General features: G+C 40.3%; 16 protein-coding genes and 2 riboswitches. Of the genes, 8 read left to right on the top strand and 8 right to left on the bottom strand.

Annotated elements, in window-relative coordinates; all coding sequences use genetic code 11:
• The first annotated feature begins 92 nt into the window (after nucleotides 1-92).
• Both ACSYTE_RS02650 and ACSYTE_RS02645 read left to right on the top strand, forming a co-directional pair.
• Entirely contained in the window at nucleotides 93-731 is a 639-nt protein-coding gene (locus ACSYTE_RS02650) for an NAD(P)H-hydrate epimerase (RefSeq protein WP_491717167.1), read from the top strand.
• An 11-nt stretch (nucleotides 732-742) separates the two neighbouring features.
• Nucleotides 743-2,581, top strand: coding sequence for an FAD/NAD(P)-binding protein (locus ACSYTE_RS02645; protein WP_491717166.1), 1,839 nt, complete (start codon nucleotides 743-745; stop codon nucleotides 2,579-2,581).
• A 54-nt stretch (nucleotides 2,582-2,635) separates the two neighbouring features.
• Here ACSYTE_RS02645 and ACSYTE_RS02640 read toward each other — a convergent pair whose 3' ends face one another.
• The 3 genes from ACSYTE_RS02640 to ACSYTE_RS02630 all read right to left on the bottom strand — a co-directional run bounded on the left by ACSYTE_RS02640 (nucleotide 2,636) and on the right by ACSYTE_RS02630 (nucleotide 5,177).
• On the bottom strand, nucleotides 2,636-3,250 hold the full coding sequence (locus tag ACSYTE_RS02640; protein ID WP_491717165.1) for an LVIS_2131 family protein: 615 nt from the start codon (nucleotides 3,248-3,250) through the stop codon (nucleotides 2,636-2,638).
• A gap of 83 nt (nucleotides 3,251-3,333) precedes the next feature.
• Nucleotides 3,334-4,068, bottom strand: coding sequence for an HAD family hydrolase (locus ACSYTE_RS02635; protein ID WP_491717164.1), 735 nt, complete (start codon nucleotides 4,066-4,068; stop codon nucleotides 3,334-3,336).
• 92 nt (nucleotides 4,069-4,160) lie between these two features.
• Nucleotides 4,161-5,177: a D-alanyl-D-alanine carboxypeptidase family protein gene (locus ACSYTE_RS02630; protein WP_491717163.1), complete on the bottom strand. Its 1,017-nt coding sequence runs from the start codon at nucleotides 5,175-5,177 to the stop codon at nucleotides 4,161-4,163.
• A 174-nt stretch (nucleotides 5,178-5,351) separates the two neighbouring features.
• Nucleotides 5,352-5,443, top strand: a riboswitch (TPP riboswitch).
• A gap of 92 nt (nucleotides 5,444-5,535) precedes the next feature.
• Here ACSYTE_RS02630 and ACSYTE_RS02625 point away from each other — a divergent pair.
• The 4 genes from ACSYTE_RS02625 to ACSYTE_RS02610 all read left to right on the top strand — a co-directional run bounded on the left by ACSYTE_RS02625 (nucleotide 5,536) and on the right by ACSYTE_RS02610 (nucleotide 8,551).
• Entirely contained in the window at nucleotides 5,536-6,090 is a 555-nt protein-coding gene (locus tag ACSYTE_RS02625) for an ECF transporter S component (protein ID WP_491717162.1), read from the top strand.
• Between the two features lie 103 nt (nucleotides 6,091-6,193).
• The gene (locus tag ACSYTE_RS02620) at nucleotides 6,194-7,624 is read left to right on the top strand and encodes an ABC transporter ATP-binding protein (protein ID WP_491717161.1); all 1,431 of its coding nucleotides are present in this window, start codon (nucleotides 6,194-6,196) and stop codon (nucleotides 7,622-7,624) included.
• Nucleotides 7,621-8,268, top strand: a complete 648-nt coding sequence (locus ACSYTE_RS02615; RefSeq protein WP_491717160.1) for an energy-coupling factor transporter transmembrane component T family protein — start codon at nucleotides 7,621-7,623, stop codon at nucleotides 8,266-8,268. Before ACSYTE_RS02620 ends, ACSYTE_RS02615 begins: the two co-directional genes overlap by 4 nt.
• Nucleotides 8,269-8,344: 76 nt before the next feature.
• Nucleotides 8,345-8,551, top strand: coding sequence for an LBP_cg2779 family protein (locus ACSYTE_RS02610; RefSeq protein WP_491717159.1), 207 nt, complete (start codon nucleotides 8,345-8,347; stop codon nucleotides 8,549-8,551).
• A 30-nt stretch (nucleotides 8,552-8,581) separates the two neighbouring features.
• Here ACSYTE_RS02610 and ACSYTE_RS02605 read toward each other — a convergent pair whose 3' ends face one another.
• Together ACSYTE_RS02605 and ACSYTE_RS02600 are read right to left on the bottom strand one after the other, a co-directional pair.
• Nucleotides 8,582-9,772 (bottom strand): hypothetical protein, encoded by a 1,191-nt coding sequence (locus tag ACSYTE_RS02605; RefSeq protein ID WP_491717158.1) that lies wholly within the window; start codon nucleotides 9,770-9,772, stop codon nucleotides 8,582-8,584.
• Between the two features lie 17 nt (nucleotides 9,773-9,789).
• Nucleotides 9,790-10,764: an asparaginase gene (locus tag ACSYTE_RS02600; protein ID WP_491717157.1), complete on the bottom strand. Its 975-nt coding sequence runs from the start codon at nucleotides 10,762-10,764 to the stop codon at nucleotides 9,790-9,792.
• A gap of 105 nt (nucleotides 10,765-10,869) precedes the next feature.
• Nucleotides 10,870-10,968, top strand: a riboswitch (purine riboswitch).
• Nucleotides 10,969-11,032: 64 nt separating this feature from the next.
• On the opposite strand from ACSYTE_RS02600, the gene ACSYTE_RS02595 reads away from it, so the two are divergent.
• Nucleotides 11,033-12,328 carry a nucleobase:cation symporter-2 family protein gene (locus tag ACSYTE_RS02595; protein ID WP_491717156.1) on the top strand — a complete coding sequence of 432 codons (1,296 nt, stop codon included), beginning with the start codon at nucleotides 11,033-11,035 and terminating at the stop codon, nucleotides 12,326-12,328.
• 59 nt (nucleotides 12,329-12,387) lie between these two features.
• Here ACSYTE_RS02595 and ACSYTE_RS02590 read toward each other — a convergent pair whose 3' ends face one another.
• A complete protein-coding gene (locus ACSYTE_RS02590) occupies nucleotides 12,388-13,128 on the bottom strand; it encodes an SDR family oxidoreductase (protein ID WP_491717283.1) in 741 nt (246 codons plus the stop codon).
• A gap of 90 nt (nucleotides 13,129-13,218) precedes the next feature.
• Here ACSYTE_RS02590 and ACSYTE_RS02585 point away from each other — a divergent pair, with 90 nt between their 5' ends.
• Nucleotides 13,219-13,644 carry a MerR family transcriptional regulator gene (locus tag ACSYTE_RS02585; protein ID WP_491717155.1) on the top strand — a complete coding sequence of 142 codons (426 nt, stop codon included), beginning with the start codon at nucleotides 13,219-13,221 and terminating at the stop codon, nucleotides 13,642-13,644.
• Between the two features lie 53 nt (nucleotides 13,645-13,697).
• Here ACSYTE_RS02585 and ACSYTE_RS02580 read toward each other — a convergent pair whose 3' ends face one another.
• Nucleotides 13,698-14,435 (bottom strand): amino acid ABC transporter ATP-binding protein, encoded by a 738-nt coding sequence (locus ACSYTE_RS02580; protein ID WP_491717154.1) that lies wholly within the window; start codon nucleotides 14,433-14,435, stop codon nucleotides 13,698-13,700.
• Nucleotides 14,428-15,918 carry an ABC transporter substrate-binding protein/permease gene (locus ACSYTE_RS02575; protein ID WP_491717153.1) on the bottom strand — a complete coding sequence of 497 codons (1,491 nt, stop codon included), beginning with the start codon at nucleotides 15,916-15,918 and terminating at the stop codon, nucleotides 14,428-14,430. Before ACSYTE_RS02575 ends, ACSYTE_RS02580 begins: the two co-directional genes overlap by 8 nt.
• Nucleotides 15,919-15,950 lie beyond the last annotated feature (32 nt).

Below are 15,950 nucleotides of genomic sequence, written 5' to 3'. Positions count from 1 at the left end.
TATTGGTAAAATTATAACACGAGTCTCTTTATTTAATTTTTAATTTGTTTAATAATGTTAATAACATAATAATTAATAAAGGATGTGTCGCTTTGAAAACAATTTCCGCTGGTGATGCTAAAGCATTCGATCAATATACAATGCGTGATATCGGGGTGCCATCCCTGGTTCTAATGGAACGGGCTGCACTCAAAAGCGTTGAAAACCTCAATAGTTTAAGATGGCCCCTAGATAAAGTCTTAATCGTTGCCGGATCTGGTAACAACGGCGGTGACGGTCTGGCAATCGCACGCCTATTAAAAAACCATGGTAAAAGAGTCGAGGTCTTATTGGCTGGCAACGAAAAACACGCCACCATTGAAAGAATCCAACAATTAGACTTTGCCAAAAAATATGGTGTTGAATTTATTAGTCAAGATATCAATTGGGATACCTACTCCGTGATCATTGACGCCCTATTTGGCATTGGCCTTTCAAGACCAGTTAGTGGCAACTATCAACAAATCATCGAAAACATCAATAATAGTGATGCCAAAACACTCGCAATCGATGTTCCATCTGGGTTCAACGTGGATCTGGGTGATGAAATGGGAATCGCAGTGCATGCAAATGCTACCGCAACGTTTGCCTATGCCAAAAACGGGATGAATTCCACTAATGGGCAAGCTTACTGCGGACAATTATTCGTTGATGATATCGGCGTTTATGATCCTAAAGAAATCAATCAATAGGAGGAATAAGAATGAACATTGGAATTATTGGTAGTGGCCCGCGCGGGTTAATCACACTATCACATTTAATCCATAATTTTAATAATAGTCAGATCGATTCATTATCGATCCACCTATTTGACCCGTTTTTACCTGGCGGCCAAGTCTGGCGAGTTGATCAATCGACTAATCTAATCATGAACACAATCGCAGAAGATATCTCACTGCCAGCTAAAGATGACGATAATGCGCTAAACCTATACCAATGGTCACAAACTAAAGCCAGTGCCTTCATTAATGAAAATGGGTACGATAAAAAGCTACTACCATTAGCACAATCGTTGACCCCCAACGGATACTCACCTCGGGTATTACTGGGAGTCTATGCCCAATGGTTCTACCAATCATTGGTCAAATCCCTCCCCACTGGGGTTACAGTAACATACCATCAAACGGCGGTAACAAATGTTAATAAAGCCGCTAATGGTTGGTCCATCAATGCTGATGAGCAGACTTTTCAGTTTGATAATGTAATCCTAACGATCAATACCAATGTCAATCAGCTAACGCCCACGGAGGAATCATTAAGGGATTATGCTGAACAAAATAACCTTTACTACCAAGCCCCCACCTACCCTGGTGATGTAAAGAGTTATCCAATCGATGATGCCCAAAACGTAATTATCAGGGGATTAGGAATGAGCTTCTTTGATGAAATGATTAAATTGACCGTAGATCGTGGGGGACAATTTATCCAAAATGAAGATGGCACCTTTATTTACAAGCCATCTGGACATGAGCCTCACATATTTGCAGGCTCCAGACGAGGGGTCACGTATTATCCTAAGGCCGTCGTTAAGGAGACAAACGAATATCACTTCAAGGCTCACTTTATGACTAAAGAAAACATCGCAAAGCATAAGATCAATGGTAAGCTTTCGGTTAAGCAATTCCGTCAATTAATGCGTCGTGAAATTGAAATCGTTTACTATCAAATGATCCTTAAGCGTGACCATCCGCAAGTTGATATAGATCAATTCACCGCCCAGTTCGTAAAAGATCCCGATGCTGCCATCCAATCGGGACCATTTGAACCTAATGAAATCCTCAGATGGGAGTTATTGCTCAACCCAGTTGCTGGGACTCCAATCACAACCACCGCCGATTATCAACAAACGTTGCTCAACTGGCTAAACGCGGTCGCTAGCGATGCTGAATTGGGCCTTGGCGTAGGACCATTATCATCCGCCCTAACGGTATATAAAGAGGTTCGTCAAACGATGCGGGACACGATTGTAGAAAACGACTTTACAGAAGCTGATTACCTTAGTGAATTTCTAACTACCTTTAAAGCTAACAGCCAGTTTCTCTCCAATGGTGCCCCTGCAATTCGTTTTAAACAATTAATTGCCCTAATGCACGCTGGCGTGGTTACTATTTTAGGACCACAAATGAACGTAATTGGTGCTAACCAACATTTCGTAGCCCTTTCAAAGTACTATCCAAAAGATCCCGTAATCGCCGATGCTTTAATCGAAGCACGGATTCCTCGGCTGAACTTCGCAACTACCAAAAGTGAATTAATTAACGGAATGGTAAAACATAAAATCATCACCCCAGCTGCTTTCAAGGATGCTAATGAACGAGCAGTAAAAATTAATGCCATCAACATCGATGCTGATTCTGATCAAGCCATCAATGCTAGTGGTGAAATTGATGCCGGCTTTTTCATTTTCAGTACCTTAACGGAGGGCATTCACTGGTTAACCACTGTCTTTCCAATGGTTGGCAATGATGAAAACCACCGTAGTGCCGAACAGATAAGCCATCAAATCTTAAAAATTAATACTAAATATCGAGATACAATGTAAAAAAAGCGGAACCGATTTCACGATCGATTCCGCTTTTCAAATTTCATTAGATTATTAATGATAATAAATAAATGATTGGTTTGGGACTCTGATAATGACATAACGACTAGCACGCTGGCCCGCCCGTAATCCCAATCCATTTAATAAATTCGGCTTATATTTGGCGGTAGTGGTTTCAATCCAAGCCCGCTGGTATTTCCGATCTAAGTCATTCAACCGACTTCCACTGGAACGATAGGTTTCGGTTGGCAATGAAACGGTGTTAGCACCACTAATGATGGTTGAATCATTGCTACTAACTTGATAATGTTCACCCTTCGTTAAATAGGTGTAATATTGACCACCCGATTTATTTTTAGAATTATAAACATTAACATAGTATGATTTACGACCATTCGTATCTAATACAATTGGTTTGTAACTTCTAGAAACAGAAACATTATGACTAGAAATATCAGCTCTTAGCGTAATTATCACCATCGCTAAGGCAGCCCCCAGTATTAAAAGCCCTTGAAAAAATAAAACGATTCTATTTCTGCTTACTAGCTTTTCATCTTGATGCAATAAGGCCTGTCGCTTTTGCCTACGGATAGAAATAACCATTGAAATTAAACTAATTGCAATGATAATCCAGATGGCAAACCCGATTAGATTCCAGGCTGATATCATAAACAAGCTCCTTTAAATAAAAGTAATATTACTGACCATTACATTATTGTACCTGCTTAGTAAGAAGATAACAAATTCAATTATTATTTCAGAAATTGATCGATGGCATCATAACCATTTTCAGTAGTTGCAGTTTCAAAAAGCTCATCAACGGGGGCATGCGATTGTTTTTGATCGATCAAAGCCACGTCCCGCGGGTCAATATCTAATTCATCACTCAACGTCTCAATTGCGTTTTGGTATGAAGCATCGAATGAAGTGATCCAAAGGTCGTTTCCCTTAGCATGAGCCACTAACTTACCATTAAAATTACTATTAAAGGTTTGGGCTAAACTTTGCATATCGCCGTTCTCAAACCCCAATCTAATTTGATAGACTAAATCACTCACTAATTCTAGATCATTCATTTGGTATAAAGATGGGTACGTCTTATTAAAGCGTTGGTAGGCTGAACTATCCTTGCTTGCATCGGTGTAGGCATTCATCTTCCCCGAAAGGACAATGTATGCGGTATTAAAATCGCGTTGCGCTTGAAACCACTTTAGGGCTGATTTCCAAATTTCATAATCGATCACCGTTTCATCACGAACCACGCGATTCAAAACGGTCTCAGCACCCCCTTCGCAGATAAACGCTAAGGGAGCCTTTATCCCATGAAAAATCTGAATCATTTTGGCATACGGAGCTTCCGTCATAAAGCCCAGGTGTAGATTTTGCTTTGCCAAATTCATTAACTGTTTGGACAATCGAGATGCGTTAATTTCACCATCTGCGGATAAAAAATCACGATCAAGATCAGCCAAGATCAATTTAGTCATTTTGCAACCTCCCGAAAATAAAAAACTCACGTCTTAACCGTGAGTTTAATTTTAATTGTGATTATTATATCATTTTTGCAGATTTTTGACGATTAATTGTAAATGGATGAATTTTTATAAATGTACTTCATCAAATCACGTTGATCACTAAATTCATAAGGATCATTCAAAGTAATCGTAATCAAGCGGTGCTTCCCTGGTAGTTGGCCAGTTCCAACAAAACATAGTCCTGCAGCTGGAGTATAGCCGGTCTTTAAACCATCAACGCGCAGACTTGCATCATAGAAGGTCCGCCCCTTAAGTAGGTTGTTGTAGTTATATAGGTTTTGCCCTGCAACCTTGGCCGTGCCCCTACTAGCATCATTTAATACCTTTGGATAATAAGTTAAAACGTGTTGCGCAATTACTGCCAACGCCTTTGCACTTACCATGTTCCCAGCAGTGGCTCCACCAGAATACTTATAACCATAATGAACTAAATCATTATTTTCAAGTCCAGATGGTGAATTAAAGGTCGCAGAAATTCCCCATGCCCTTGCTTGTTTATTCATCATATTCACGAACTGACCGTTTGAGCCAGCGACCCATTGTCCCAATGCAATCGTAGCTGCATTTGATGATTGGATCAGTGCTGCTTGATAGAGCTGCTTTACGGTATATTTACGACCAGCAACCAGCTTAAAGCCACCACCAACGTTATTATTGTAACTCATGCTCCGTAAGCCAGCATTAGAAGTATCAACGACTTGATTCCAGCCATTCGTCTCCTGTGCTTTTCTGACCACCAGGTACAATGACATTAACTTGGCTGTGGATGCCACCTTCATTTTTTGATTAATGTTTTTAGCATAGATGACCTGTCCGTTCGTAGCATCGATCGCAATTGCAGCCGCTGCATTCTTCATCTTATAGTTTCCAGGAACAATATTATTAGTAGTGATTCCTGATGCACCATCGTCATAGTTATAATCATAATTATAATCAGCACTGACATTAACTGTTTTTGTCGAAACAACATCTAAAAATGGAGTAATTTCTGATGCTGATGCTAATCCGACAACAGCAGTTAATACAATTGCCATCTTTTTAAAATTCTTTTTAAGATCCATTTAACCAACCCTTCTCTGATTTCGATATCCTAAATAATAAGTTAACACCTTAGCACTTTATTAACAATTGATTATTGATAAATGTAAACGAAGTGTTATTTAAGATTTATGCCTGTAATATTCAAACTTGCATTTAAGAAAAAATTAAGTTATACTGTTCTAGTTAATTAAATAGATAGATGTTTGGGGTGCCTTTTTTGGCTGAGATGATACCCATTGAACCTGATCCAGTCCGTACTGGTGGAGGGAAACGTTTTATCAATGGTGTACATATTCCGAAAGGGACCTCAGTATTTGAGGTCCCTTTTTTCTGTCTATCTAAAATAATTGTTTAATTTATTGAAGGGAAGGATTTTCCATGTCTAAAAAATGGAGTCTTAGAAACATTATTTTAATTGCATTGATCGCAATTGTCTGTGGGGTTATTTTCTGGTTGACTAGTTTTATCTATAACGCATTAACACTAGTTTTAACACCAATTGGTCTTGCTCCCGCAGCAAACGATATTTCACTTGGTCTTTGGATCGTTGCTGGTCCATTAGCAGGGGCTATTTTCAGAATGCCTGGTGTTTCCATTTTCTCAGAAGTTGCTGGAGCCGTTGTTGAAATGTTCTTGGGTGACCAATGGGGAGTTATGAACGTTGTCTCAGGTTTAATTCAAGGTGCCGGAGCAGAATTAGGTTTTGCAGTTACTGGTTACAAGAAGTACGGCCACTTCCAATTATTGTTAGGTAGTATCTTCACTACCATCATTACTTTTACTTGGGATTGGTTCAAGAATGGATACAACGCATACGGTTTTGGAATGTTGATCTTCTTATTCATCGTTAGATTTATTTCAATCTGGGTATTTAGTGACCCAATTCCATTGGCCATCAAGAAGCTCCTAAACAGAAGCCACGCCATTGCATAATCATTTTAACGATTCAATGCTTCATAAATTTAAATGAATTTAAAGCACTTATAAAGCCAAGCTTGTAAGTGCTTTATTTTTAAATTACCAGGAGGAATTAACCATGACCACCGTTTCAGTTAGTCATTTTACATTTACCTACCAGCATCGCTCACAACCAGTATTAGAAGACGTGAACCTAACCTTTCCGAACGAAAAAATTAGCTTGATCGCTGGACCATCTGGAACTGGTAAATCGACGCTTTTAAAGTCAATTGCCGGTTTATATCCTGAGTTTGCCAATGGTGATTACACTGGTGAAATTAAAATTGGTGACAAGGAGATCAAAGACATTGCCCCTACTGACTTCAGCGGATATGTATCAATGATGTTTCAAAACCCCAATCAACAGTTTACGATGACGAACGTATATGATGAACTCCAATTTGCACTTGAGAATAGACAGTTAGATCCTAAAATCATCCCCCAACGAATCGATGATGCACTAGAATTCGTGAACATCACTAAGTTAAAGCACCGTGACTTGAACGCCCTATCCGGTGGTGAAAAACAAAAGGTCGCCTTAGCCATCATCATCGCAATGGATTCCGACGTTATTTTATTGGACGAACCATTTGCGAGTCTAGATCGTCAATCGCGAAGTGATCTGCTATATCAATTGACCCGCTTACGTGATCAAAAGAATAAAACGATCATCTTAGTGGACCATGACCTTTCTGGTTACGACGACATTGTCGATACGTTCTTCTACCTGAAACCCAACCAATTTCAAATTCAACAGTTAAGTAATGCAGAGGTCCAAAAACTATTAGTACCATTTGATAATCAAGAGTTAGCGGCCGTCCACTTCCCGATTCCCGATAATAACGAACCAGCCGATCTGATCTTAAACAGTTGTGAACTAAAGCAAAACCAAGGCGTATTGCTAAAGGCTGACCAATTCAAATTTCCAGCAAAGCAAATCACATTGATCACAGGTGAAAATGGAATCGGTAAATCGACCTTGTTCAAAGCTTTAACACGGCTCTTTAAGTATGAGGGTTTGATTTCATATCAGGATAAAGACATCCAAAAGATCCATAAGAAGAAATACCTTTCCCACGTTGCGCTGGTCTTTCAAGATGCTGAAATGCAATTCGTCGACATCACGGTTGAAGAAGAACTATCGCTTTCGATTAAAAACGCGGTCCATCATAATTACTCCAAAGAAGATATTGATGCCATGCTTAAGGCGTTGCAGATCGACGGCAGGGAAAAACAAGTCGTTTACACACTTAGCGAGGGGCAAAAAAAGAAGTTGCAAATCGTCGAGATGTTGATCATGGGAACTGACATTTTATTAATGGACGAACCATTTAAGGGGTTAGATATCAAGTCTCTAGAAACGGTAGTCGAAATGCTAAAAAATGCGAGTCAAAAATTTAACCAAACCATCATCATCATTAGCCATCAACTCAGTGGTTTGGAAACGCTATTTGATTATCACATTCAGTTCAAAGACCAACAACTTACTTATAAGGAGTCGTTATTATGAACACAGCCATTAAATTATTCATGATCATCATCATCGGAGTTGAAATTTCATTTATCCAAAGCGTCCCATTGAACCTTTGTATCTTAGCAGTCAGTTTAATTTACCTCCTGGTCAAACGGGTTAAATTAAAGTCGATCGCATATTTGACCCTGTACCCGATCATTCCAGCCTTTGGACTCTTAATGTCACAAGTTATCTACGGGACCCATGGCGCCATTATCGGATGGGTGCTGTTTACACGGTTATTCACCTACGTCTGGCTCGGGGCTACCTTTACGATGACTAGCAACATTAAGGACCTCGCATTCACATTGGAACAAAACTTCAAACTTCCATCCAAGTTCGCCTACGGAGTATTGACCGCATTCAACTTGGTACCAAGAATCATCATCGAAGTCCAAACAATCCGCCACGCCAGTCTAATGCGCGGGGTTACGATGCAACTCTGGTCGCCGAAATTATATTTCAAAGCCATCTTAGCAGCCATTAACTGGTCTAGCGATCTTTCACAAGCAATGATCTCACATGGTTTTGTTGAAGATGCGCCACGGACCCACGTTGAAAAAACCTACGTTCGCTGGACCGACTTTGCTTACATGGCCTTTTGGCTCATCATGGTGCAATTACCAATTTTCATTTTTTAAACTAAGCGGTGAACCTTTCAATCAATTGTTTGTTATAATATAATGATAATTAATAAATAACTTCAGGAGGCTTACTATGACTAACGGAATTAGTAACATTTCAAAGGAAATCATTGATTTTCAAAAGGGCAACGCATGGCCAGATACCCAATTAGCTTTCAACCTACATATCAGCGTTGAAAGATTACACGATATCAAGTCAATGGAAAAGCAACCCACCAACGAAGAAAAAGAATTAATTGAAAACTTCATTGAAAACAACCAAAAAGATTCAGAAGAATAATAAAAAACCAGCCAGTTGGCTGGTTTTTTATTATTCTGGATGATTATTTTTCAATCCATCATCAGTTAAAAACGCTTCTAGATAATCGAACGCTAATTCACCAATTTGATTCAGCGGAATTGATTCTCGTTCTTCCAATCCATCCCGACTATCATCGACTTCTTGAAAATGAACTTGCTTCGTGATCGGTGTAATATCAAGTGGATAACCTAATTTACCCATCCCGCCAGCAGATGCGATCCGTACTAATTGATTTAAATTGATTGCCTGTTCAAGCAGTGACTCTAAAACATCGCTGCCCATATCAAACTCACGTTCATCATTTAAAACGGGCTCTAAAAAAGTATTGGCGTTATGGTTTTCTAAACTAAAGTGTTGGATCAATCGTAAATAATCAGAATCTAAGTAAATGTTTGCAATCATGGTAGTTCTTAATAAGACGTATCCACCAAATTGACCACTCATGGTCACTAAGTTAAAAATGACGTAATCTGAATTGTAATTCACAACGTAGCCAATGTAATAATAACCATTGTCAGCCACCGATTCAATTTCATATAAATGGTTAGTTGCTTTAGATTCAGCATAGACACTATTGATTTGCGGATCACTACCGTTGATCATTGCAGTATTGACCGAGGGGCCGAACAACAATGCTTTATTTTTGGTCAACATCGTTAATTCTTTCCCCAGAAATTCAATCGTTGTAATGTCGCTCAATTTGAAGGTATGCTTAGCGTGATCACTAAAATCGGTTTTATTGATTACCGTAACCAAGACCGCTTCAGAATCGATCTTATCAATAACGCAATTATAAGTATCGTTAACCCGTTCTAAATTACTAATGGTAATCATTACCACTTGGCCATTAACGTAGGAGCGGCCTAATATTTCTAATCGAATACTTGCTAGCTTATCCAGTCGCATCAACTTAGTTTCAGCAATTTCTTTAAAATGATACCGTTTTGCAAGCTCAATGCGGCGTTTCATGTGCCGTAGGTCAGGACTATCTTCAACTTCCACATCATAAACCATCTCGAGGCTTAAATAGACCATCCCATCAGGCATCCCCCATTCATCATAGGTTCGCATGACAAGCTCTTCGCTATCCTCATCCAAAATGTATACATACCCAGTAAAGAAAATTTCATCTAGGCGATAAACATTTACAATTGCATTGCGTTGGTACGCTGCTTTTAAATTATTTAAAACAATTCCCATTCAATCCCCCCGTTATTTTAAGAGATTGCAGTACTCATGTACTGAGCGAGGCGTTGCCCCTTAAGTCCATTGCTAATCCCAACGATTAACTTAATTCGCGCCTTCGGTCCATTCAATCCCCGACAAAGGCTGACTCCCATTTGTTCTAATTCGATTCCGCCACCTTGATAATCATAGATATCTTGGGCCATTCCATTGTAACAACGTGATACTAAAATCACTGGAATTCCACGGTCTAAAATTCTTTGTAACCCAGGTAACGTGGCTGGAGGTAAATTACCAGATCCTAATCCTTCTACCACGAGCCCCTTAGTAAGATCATTGTTCAAAGCGTCAAATAAGGTCTCATCCATTCCAGCAAACGCCTTTAGCAAAAAGATGCCTGATTCAACGTGGTCAATATTGAACGCTTCACTTTTGATCAATTCTTGAAAAAAGTATGGTTTGTGTTTACTAATGATACCCAATGGTCCAAAAGTCGGGGTCTTAAAAGTGGCTAGATTGGTCGTATGCGTCTTAGTAACATAGCGTGCAGTGTGAATTTCGTCGTTCATCACCACTAACACACCCTTGCCGATCGCATCTTCAGAAGCTGCGACCGCCACTGAGCTTTGGAGATTGTATAAACCATCTGAGCCAATCTCATTTGATGAACGCATTGCTCCAGTTAAGACCACTGGCAAATGGTTTGGTAAGGTTAGATCCAAGAAATAAGCCGTCTCTTCCAAAGTATCGGTTCCATGGGTAATCACGACTCCATCGATCCCATCTTTTTCAGCCTTTAAGATACGGTCCCTTAATTGCAACATTACGCTTGGGGTAACATGTGGGGATGGTAAGTTAAACATTGGATCGTTGATTAGTTCAACCTGGCCATCCAAAGTAACATCATGACTAGCAATCGGGTTTTCTTGATTAGGGATGACCTCCCCATTTTCATCAGCGGACATTGAAATCGTTCCACCGGTATGAATTGCTAAAATCGTCTTCAATTCAATTCCTCCTAATTACCATTTGGTTTATAACACTAATATTAACAATTATAAACTCTATTTCACAAATCTTCATTGTTTTTTAACAAAAAAAATGCTAGAGTAATTTATATTAATAGATGTGCCTATATAATACCAAAATAAGGTTGGTTAGTTTCTACCCACACCCGTAAAGTGTGGACTATAAGCAAAGATGATTGTCGCTTTGTTTACTTTTTTAATCACCACCGTTTGGCCATTATTCCAGACACTTGGAAGGATGATTAATTTGCAAGAGATTCGTTCTGAATCTAAATTTAAAAATGCGTTATTGGGGTTCCAACACCTTTTAACGATGTACTCTGGAGACGTGATCGTACCGCTTTTAATCGGGACCGCATTACACTTCAGTGCCGCTGACATGACGTATTTGATCTCCACGGATATCTTTATGTGTGGGATCGCGACGTTACTGCAATTAAAACGGACCCCACTAACTGGGATCGCGCTCCCAGTTGTTTTAGGGTGTGCGGTTCAATATATCGCACCATTAAAGGCGATCGGTAGTCAATTCGGGATCGGTGCTATGTATGGTTCCGTTATCGGGGCTGGGATCTTTATCTTCTTGATTGCAGGCTGGTTCGCAAAGCTACGCCGCTTCTTCCCACCAGTTGTAACGGGGTCTTTGATCACAGTAATTGGGTTCTCATTGATTCCCGTTGCCGTTCAAGACATCGGTGGTGGTGATCCGACCGCTGCCAGTTTTGGAAATGGGACCCACCTACTAGTAGGGTTAGCAACGTTATTGATCATTATTTTATTAAATGCGTTCGCAAAGGGATTCTTCAAGGCGATTTCCGTGTTGATCGGGATGTTAGCAGGAACCGCGATTGCTGGTGCAATGGGCTTAGTATCATTGAGTGCGATTGGCCAAGCTAGCTGGTTCAGATTGCCAATTCCCTTTTACTTCGGGGTGCCCCACTTTGAATGGTCATCGATCGTAACCGTTAGTTTGGTTGCCTTGACCACCATGGTCGAATCAACTGGGGTCTTCTTCGCCCTTGGTGATATCGTTGAAAGAAAGATCAATAGTGACGACCTAAAGCGTGGGTACCGTGCTGAAGGATTAGCTGCGATTCTAGGTGGGATTTTTAACACCTTCCCATATTCGACCTTCTCAGAAAACGTTGGGGTCGTTCAAATCTCTGGAATCAAGAGTCGTAAGCCAATTTATTACTCAGCATTCTTCTTGTTACTACTCGGGTTATTGCCAAAGGTCGCAGCGATCGTATTGATCATGCCTGACTACGTGCTAGGTGGTGCGATGATTGCAATGTTTGGTCTCGTTGGGGTCCAAGGAATTCGGGTGCTTCAAAAGGTTAACTTTGATGATAACGATAACCTATTGATTGTCGCTGTCTCAGTCGGTTTAGGATTAGGAATCACGTTCTACCCCCAAATCCTAAACGCCCTTCCTGATTCAATCAAAATCATCTTGGATAACGGAGTGGTCATTACCAGTTTATCCGCCGTCATCTTAAACGTCATCTTTAACTTCAAAAAACCAGTTGAACAACAACAATAAAATTAAAACGAGGGGCTCAATCTTAATTGATTGAGCCCCTCGTTTTGTTTAGATTCTGATTATAGTGATTGTCGGGTTGGACGAACAATTACTTCACTAACTGACATGTTTGCTTGCGTGCCAATTGCGAATTCAACTGCTGAAGCCACTTGTTCAGGATGCAAACCATCAATTTGTTCAAAGAAATCTTCTGCAAACTTCTTTTGATCAGCATCGTTAATCGAATTGAATAATTCGGTCCCAGTACTTCCGGGTGAGATGATAGTCGTCTTAATGTTGTTTTCAGCCTGTTCCATTCTAAGCCCGTCCATAATTGCGCGAACTGCGTACTTAGTTCCAGAATAGACCGCACTACTTGGTCCCACCACGTGACCAGCAACGGAATCGGTGGTGATAATGTGACCACGCTTAGCCTTGACCATTTCAGGAAGCGCAGCGGCAATCCCGTTCAAGACCCCCATCACGTTGATGTCTAGCATGTTCTTCCACTCATCACGACGTCCTTCGACTAGCGGAGCGGTTGGCATAATGCCGGCGTTGTTATAAAGGACGTCAATTCTACCGTATTCACTGATTGCAAAATCGATGACCTTCTTAACTTCAGCAAAGTTAGTTACATCCGCTTCGAATGGATGAATGTTTTGGTTCGGAAATTCATTCTTAATTTCTGTTAAACGGTCGATCCGCCGCGCTGCAATGATCAACGTTGCGTTGTCCTTTGCCAATAGGCGACTGGTTGCCGCCCCGATTCCAGATGATGCACCCATGATTACAACTACTTTATTTGATAAATCCATTATAATTCCCCTTTTCTTTTTTTAGGTTATAATGAATGATAATGGATTCGAGTAACTCGAAGGCAAGCCTTTTATCTCGAAAGGAGCAAATTTATGAACTATTCAGTAAAAGAAGCGGCTGAAAAGCTGGGCATGTCACAACATACGGTTCGCTATTATACCGATCAGGGCCTGGTCCCAAGTCTACAACGGGATGCGCATAACCACCGTCGCTTTAGTCAAAATGCATTGGACTGGCTGAGTGCTTGTCACTACCTTAGGCAAACGGGCATGCCAATCAAGGCCGTTAAACACTATGTTGCCCTGTGCCTACAGGGACATCAATCAATTCAAGAACGGTATCAATTAATTACAAAACAGCAGGCAATTGCTGAACAACAATTGGCCACCGCCCGCAAAAGGCTGGATTTCCTAAATGCTAAGGAAAAAATTTACCGTGAAGAAATGCTAGGGGAACAAAATGATCCGATGAACCCCGATACATGGCAGCCAACTGATAACACCAAGCACGAATGTTAAACCAAAAAATGGTAAGCAGCAATCACTCGCTACTTACCATTTTTATTTTGATCTTAAATCACTTTGGATAAGAAATCCTTAGCCCGATCGGTCTTAGGTTCCTTAAAGAACGTTTCTGGATCATTTTTTTCAACGATTTGACCATCGTCCATGAACCAAATTTGGTTGGCCACGTTCTTGGCAAAGTCCATTTCATGGGTAACCACAAGCATTGTCATTCCCTTTTGAGCAAGGTCTTGCATTACTGAGAGCACTTCACCCACCTTTTCAGGATCTAAGGCACTAGTTGGTTCATCGAACAACATTACTTCTGGATGCATCGCAAGGGCTCTGGCAATTGCGACCCGTTGAGCTTGCCCACCAGATAAACTGCTTGGGTAAACATCAGCTTTGTTGTCTAATCCCACTTGTTTCAATAGTTGATGGGCAATCTCAGTTGCCTTTTGATCAGCCATTTTTTTAACTTTAATCGGTGCGACCTTAACATTGTCGAGCACGGTCATGTTGTCAAATAGGTTAAAGCTTTGGAACACCATCCCCATCTTAGTTCTGAGGCTATCTAATTGCTTATCCTTAAGCTTCATTAAGTCCTGTCCATCAAAGTAGACCGCACCAGAAGTGGGCTTACCTAGCATGTTCAGACATCTTAAGAAGGTACTTTTTCCAGCTCCAGAGGGTCCGATCAAAGCAATCACTTGCCCTGGTTTAACTTCAGCATCGATTCCCTTTAACACTAGGTTATTTTTAAATTCTTTTTTAACGTTTTCAACTTTTAAAATATCATTATTCATGTTTTAATCTCCCCTCAAGTAAACTGAGCAATCTGGAAATTCCAAACGTTAGGATGAAGTAAATTACCATTACGATAAAGATTGGTACGACCCCTTGATAGGTATCGGCTTGCACAATTCTTAATTGGTAAATTAAATCGGTAACCCCGATAATCGAAACGATCGAACTTTCCTTAATCAACGAAACGAATTCATTTCCTAACGCTGGTAGGATGTTCTTAATTGCTTGGGGTAGCACAACAATTTGCATGGTTTGATTACTTGAGAACCCAAGTGATCTAGCAGCTTCACTTTGGCCATCATCAATCGATTCAATCCCACTTCTGATGATTTCAGCAACGTATGCCCCGGAATTAATAAAGACAGCGATAATCCCAGATGCTAGTGCAGGAACGTTAACGATCGTTCCTAATCCGAAGTAGACAAACATAATTTGAACCATTAAAGGCGTTCCTCTAATAAATTCAATGTAGGCAACTGCAATCCCGTGGAACAATTTGTTCTTGGATAGTCTCATCAATGCCAAGATGATTCCTAAGATCAACCCCAAGATCGTCCCAATAATGGAGATCAAAATCGTGTATTCAGTCCCCTTAATGAAGTAATCCTTATAGTTGTACATTTGTTGCCAAACGGAAATCTTTTGGCTTTTTGCACCCTTACCCATTTCCTTGGAAGCGGCAGGAATGAACTTCTTTTCAAATTCATCACTCTTGTTCGATGCTTCAATCGTCTTGTTAGCGGCGTTCACCAACGATGTTGCACCCTTATGGAAAGCCACTACGTTTTGGGCCTTAGCAGTATTGAACTTAGCATCAATGGCCTTGATACCAGGGGTATTAGCAGCATATGCTTCCCCAGTTGCACTTTCAACAGCCACCGCCTTGACCTTATTGGTCTTTAGCGCTAATACTAAATCGTTAACACTTTCCATTCCCTTTAGGCTTGGATCCTTAACTTGTTGCTTTACCAAATTATATTGAGTACTTCCAGTTTGCACCCCAACTGGTTGGCCCTTCAAGTCCTTGTATGACTTGATTGAATTATCATTTGAATTAATCAACAAGCTTTGGCCACCATTGTAATAAGGAATCGTGAAATCAACACTCTTCGCTCTTTCTGGTGTTTTGGTCAATCCAGCGATGACCATGTCGACCTTTCCAGTCTGAAGCGCAACCAATAATGAATCAAAGCTCATGGATTTAATCTTAAGCTTTACACCCATATTTTTAGCAATTTGCTTTGCTAATTCAATATCAGCTCCTAAAACCTTAGCTTGACCACCTTCATTTTTAGTAAATTCATAAGGTGGATAATCTGGGGCCGTCCCCATTACGATGGTCCCCTTCTTCTTAATGTTTGCTAAATAACTATCACTTGCACTGGCATGTGCTTGTGTATATGTATTTTTATTCATGAATCCAGCAAACATACTGAACGTCATAATAAAAACCATTAATAGTTTAACAACTTTACCCTTCATAAAAATCAAAACCCCTCTTGTTTATTTATACT

It is taken from the genome of Nicoliella sp. ESL1120, assembly GCF_058508515.1.
Note: the sequence above shows the minus strand (reverse complement) of the source record. Positions and strands in the feature narration are given on the sequence as shown.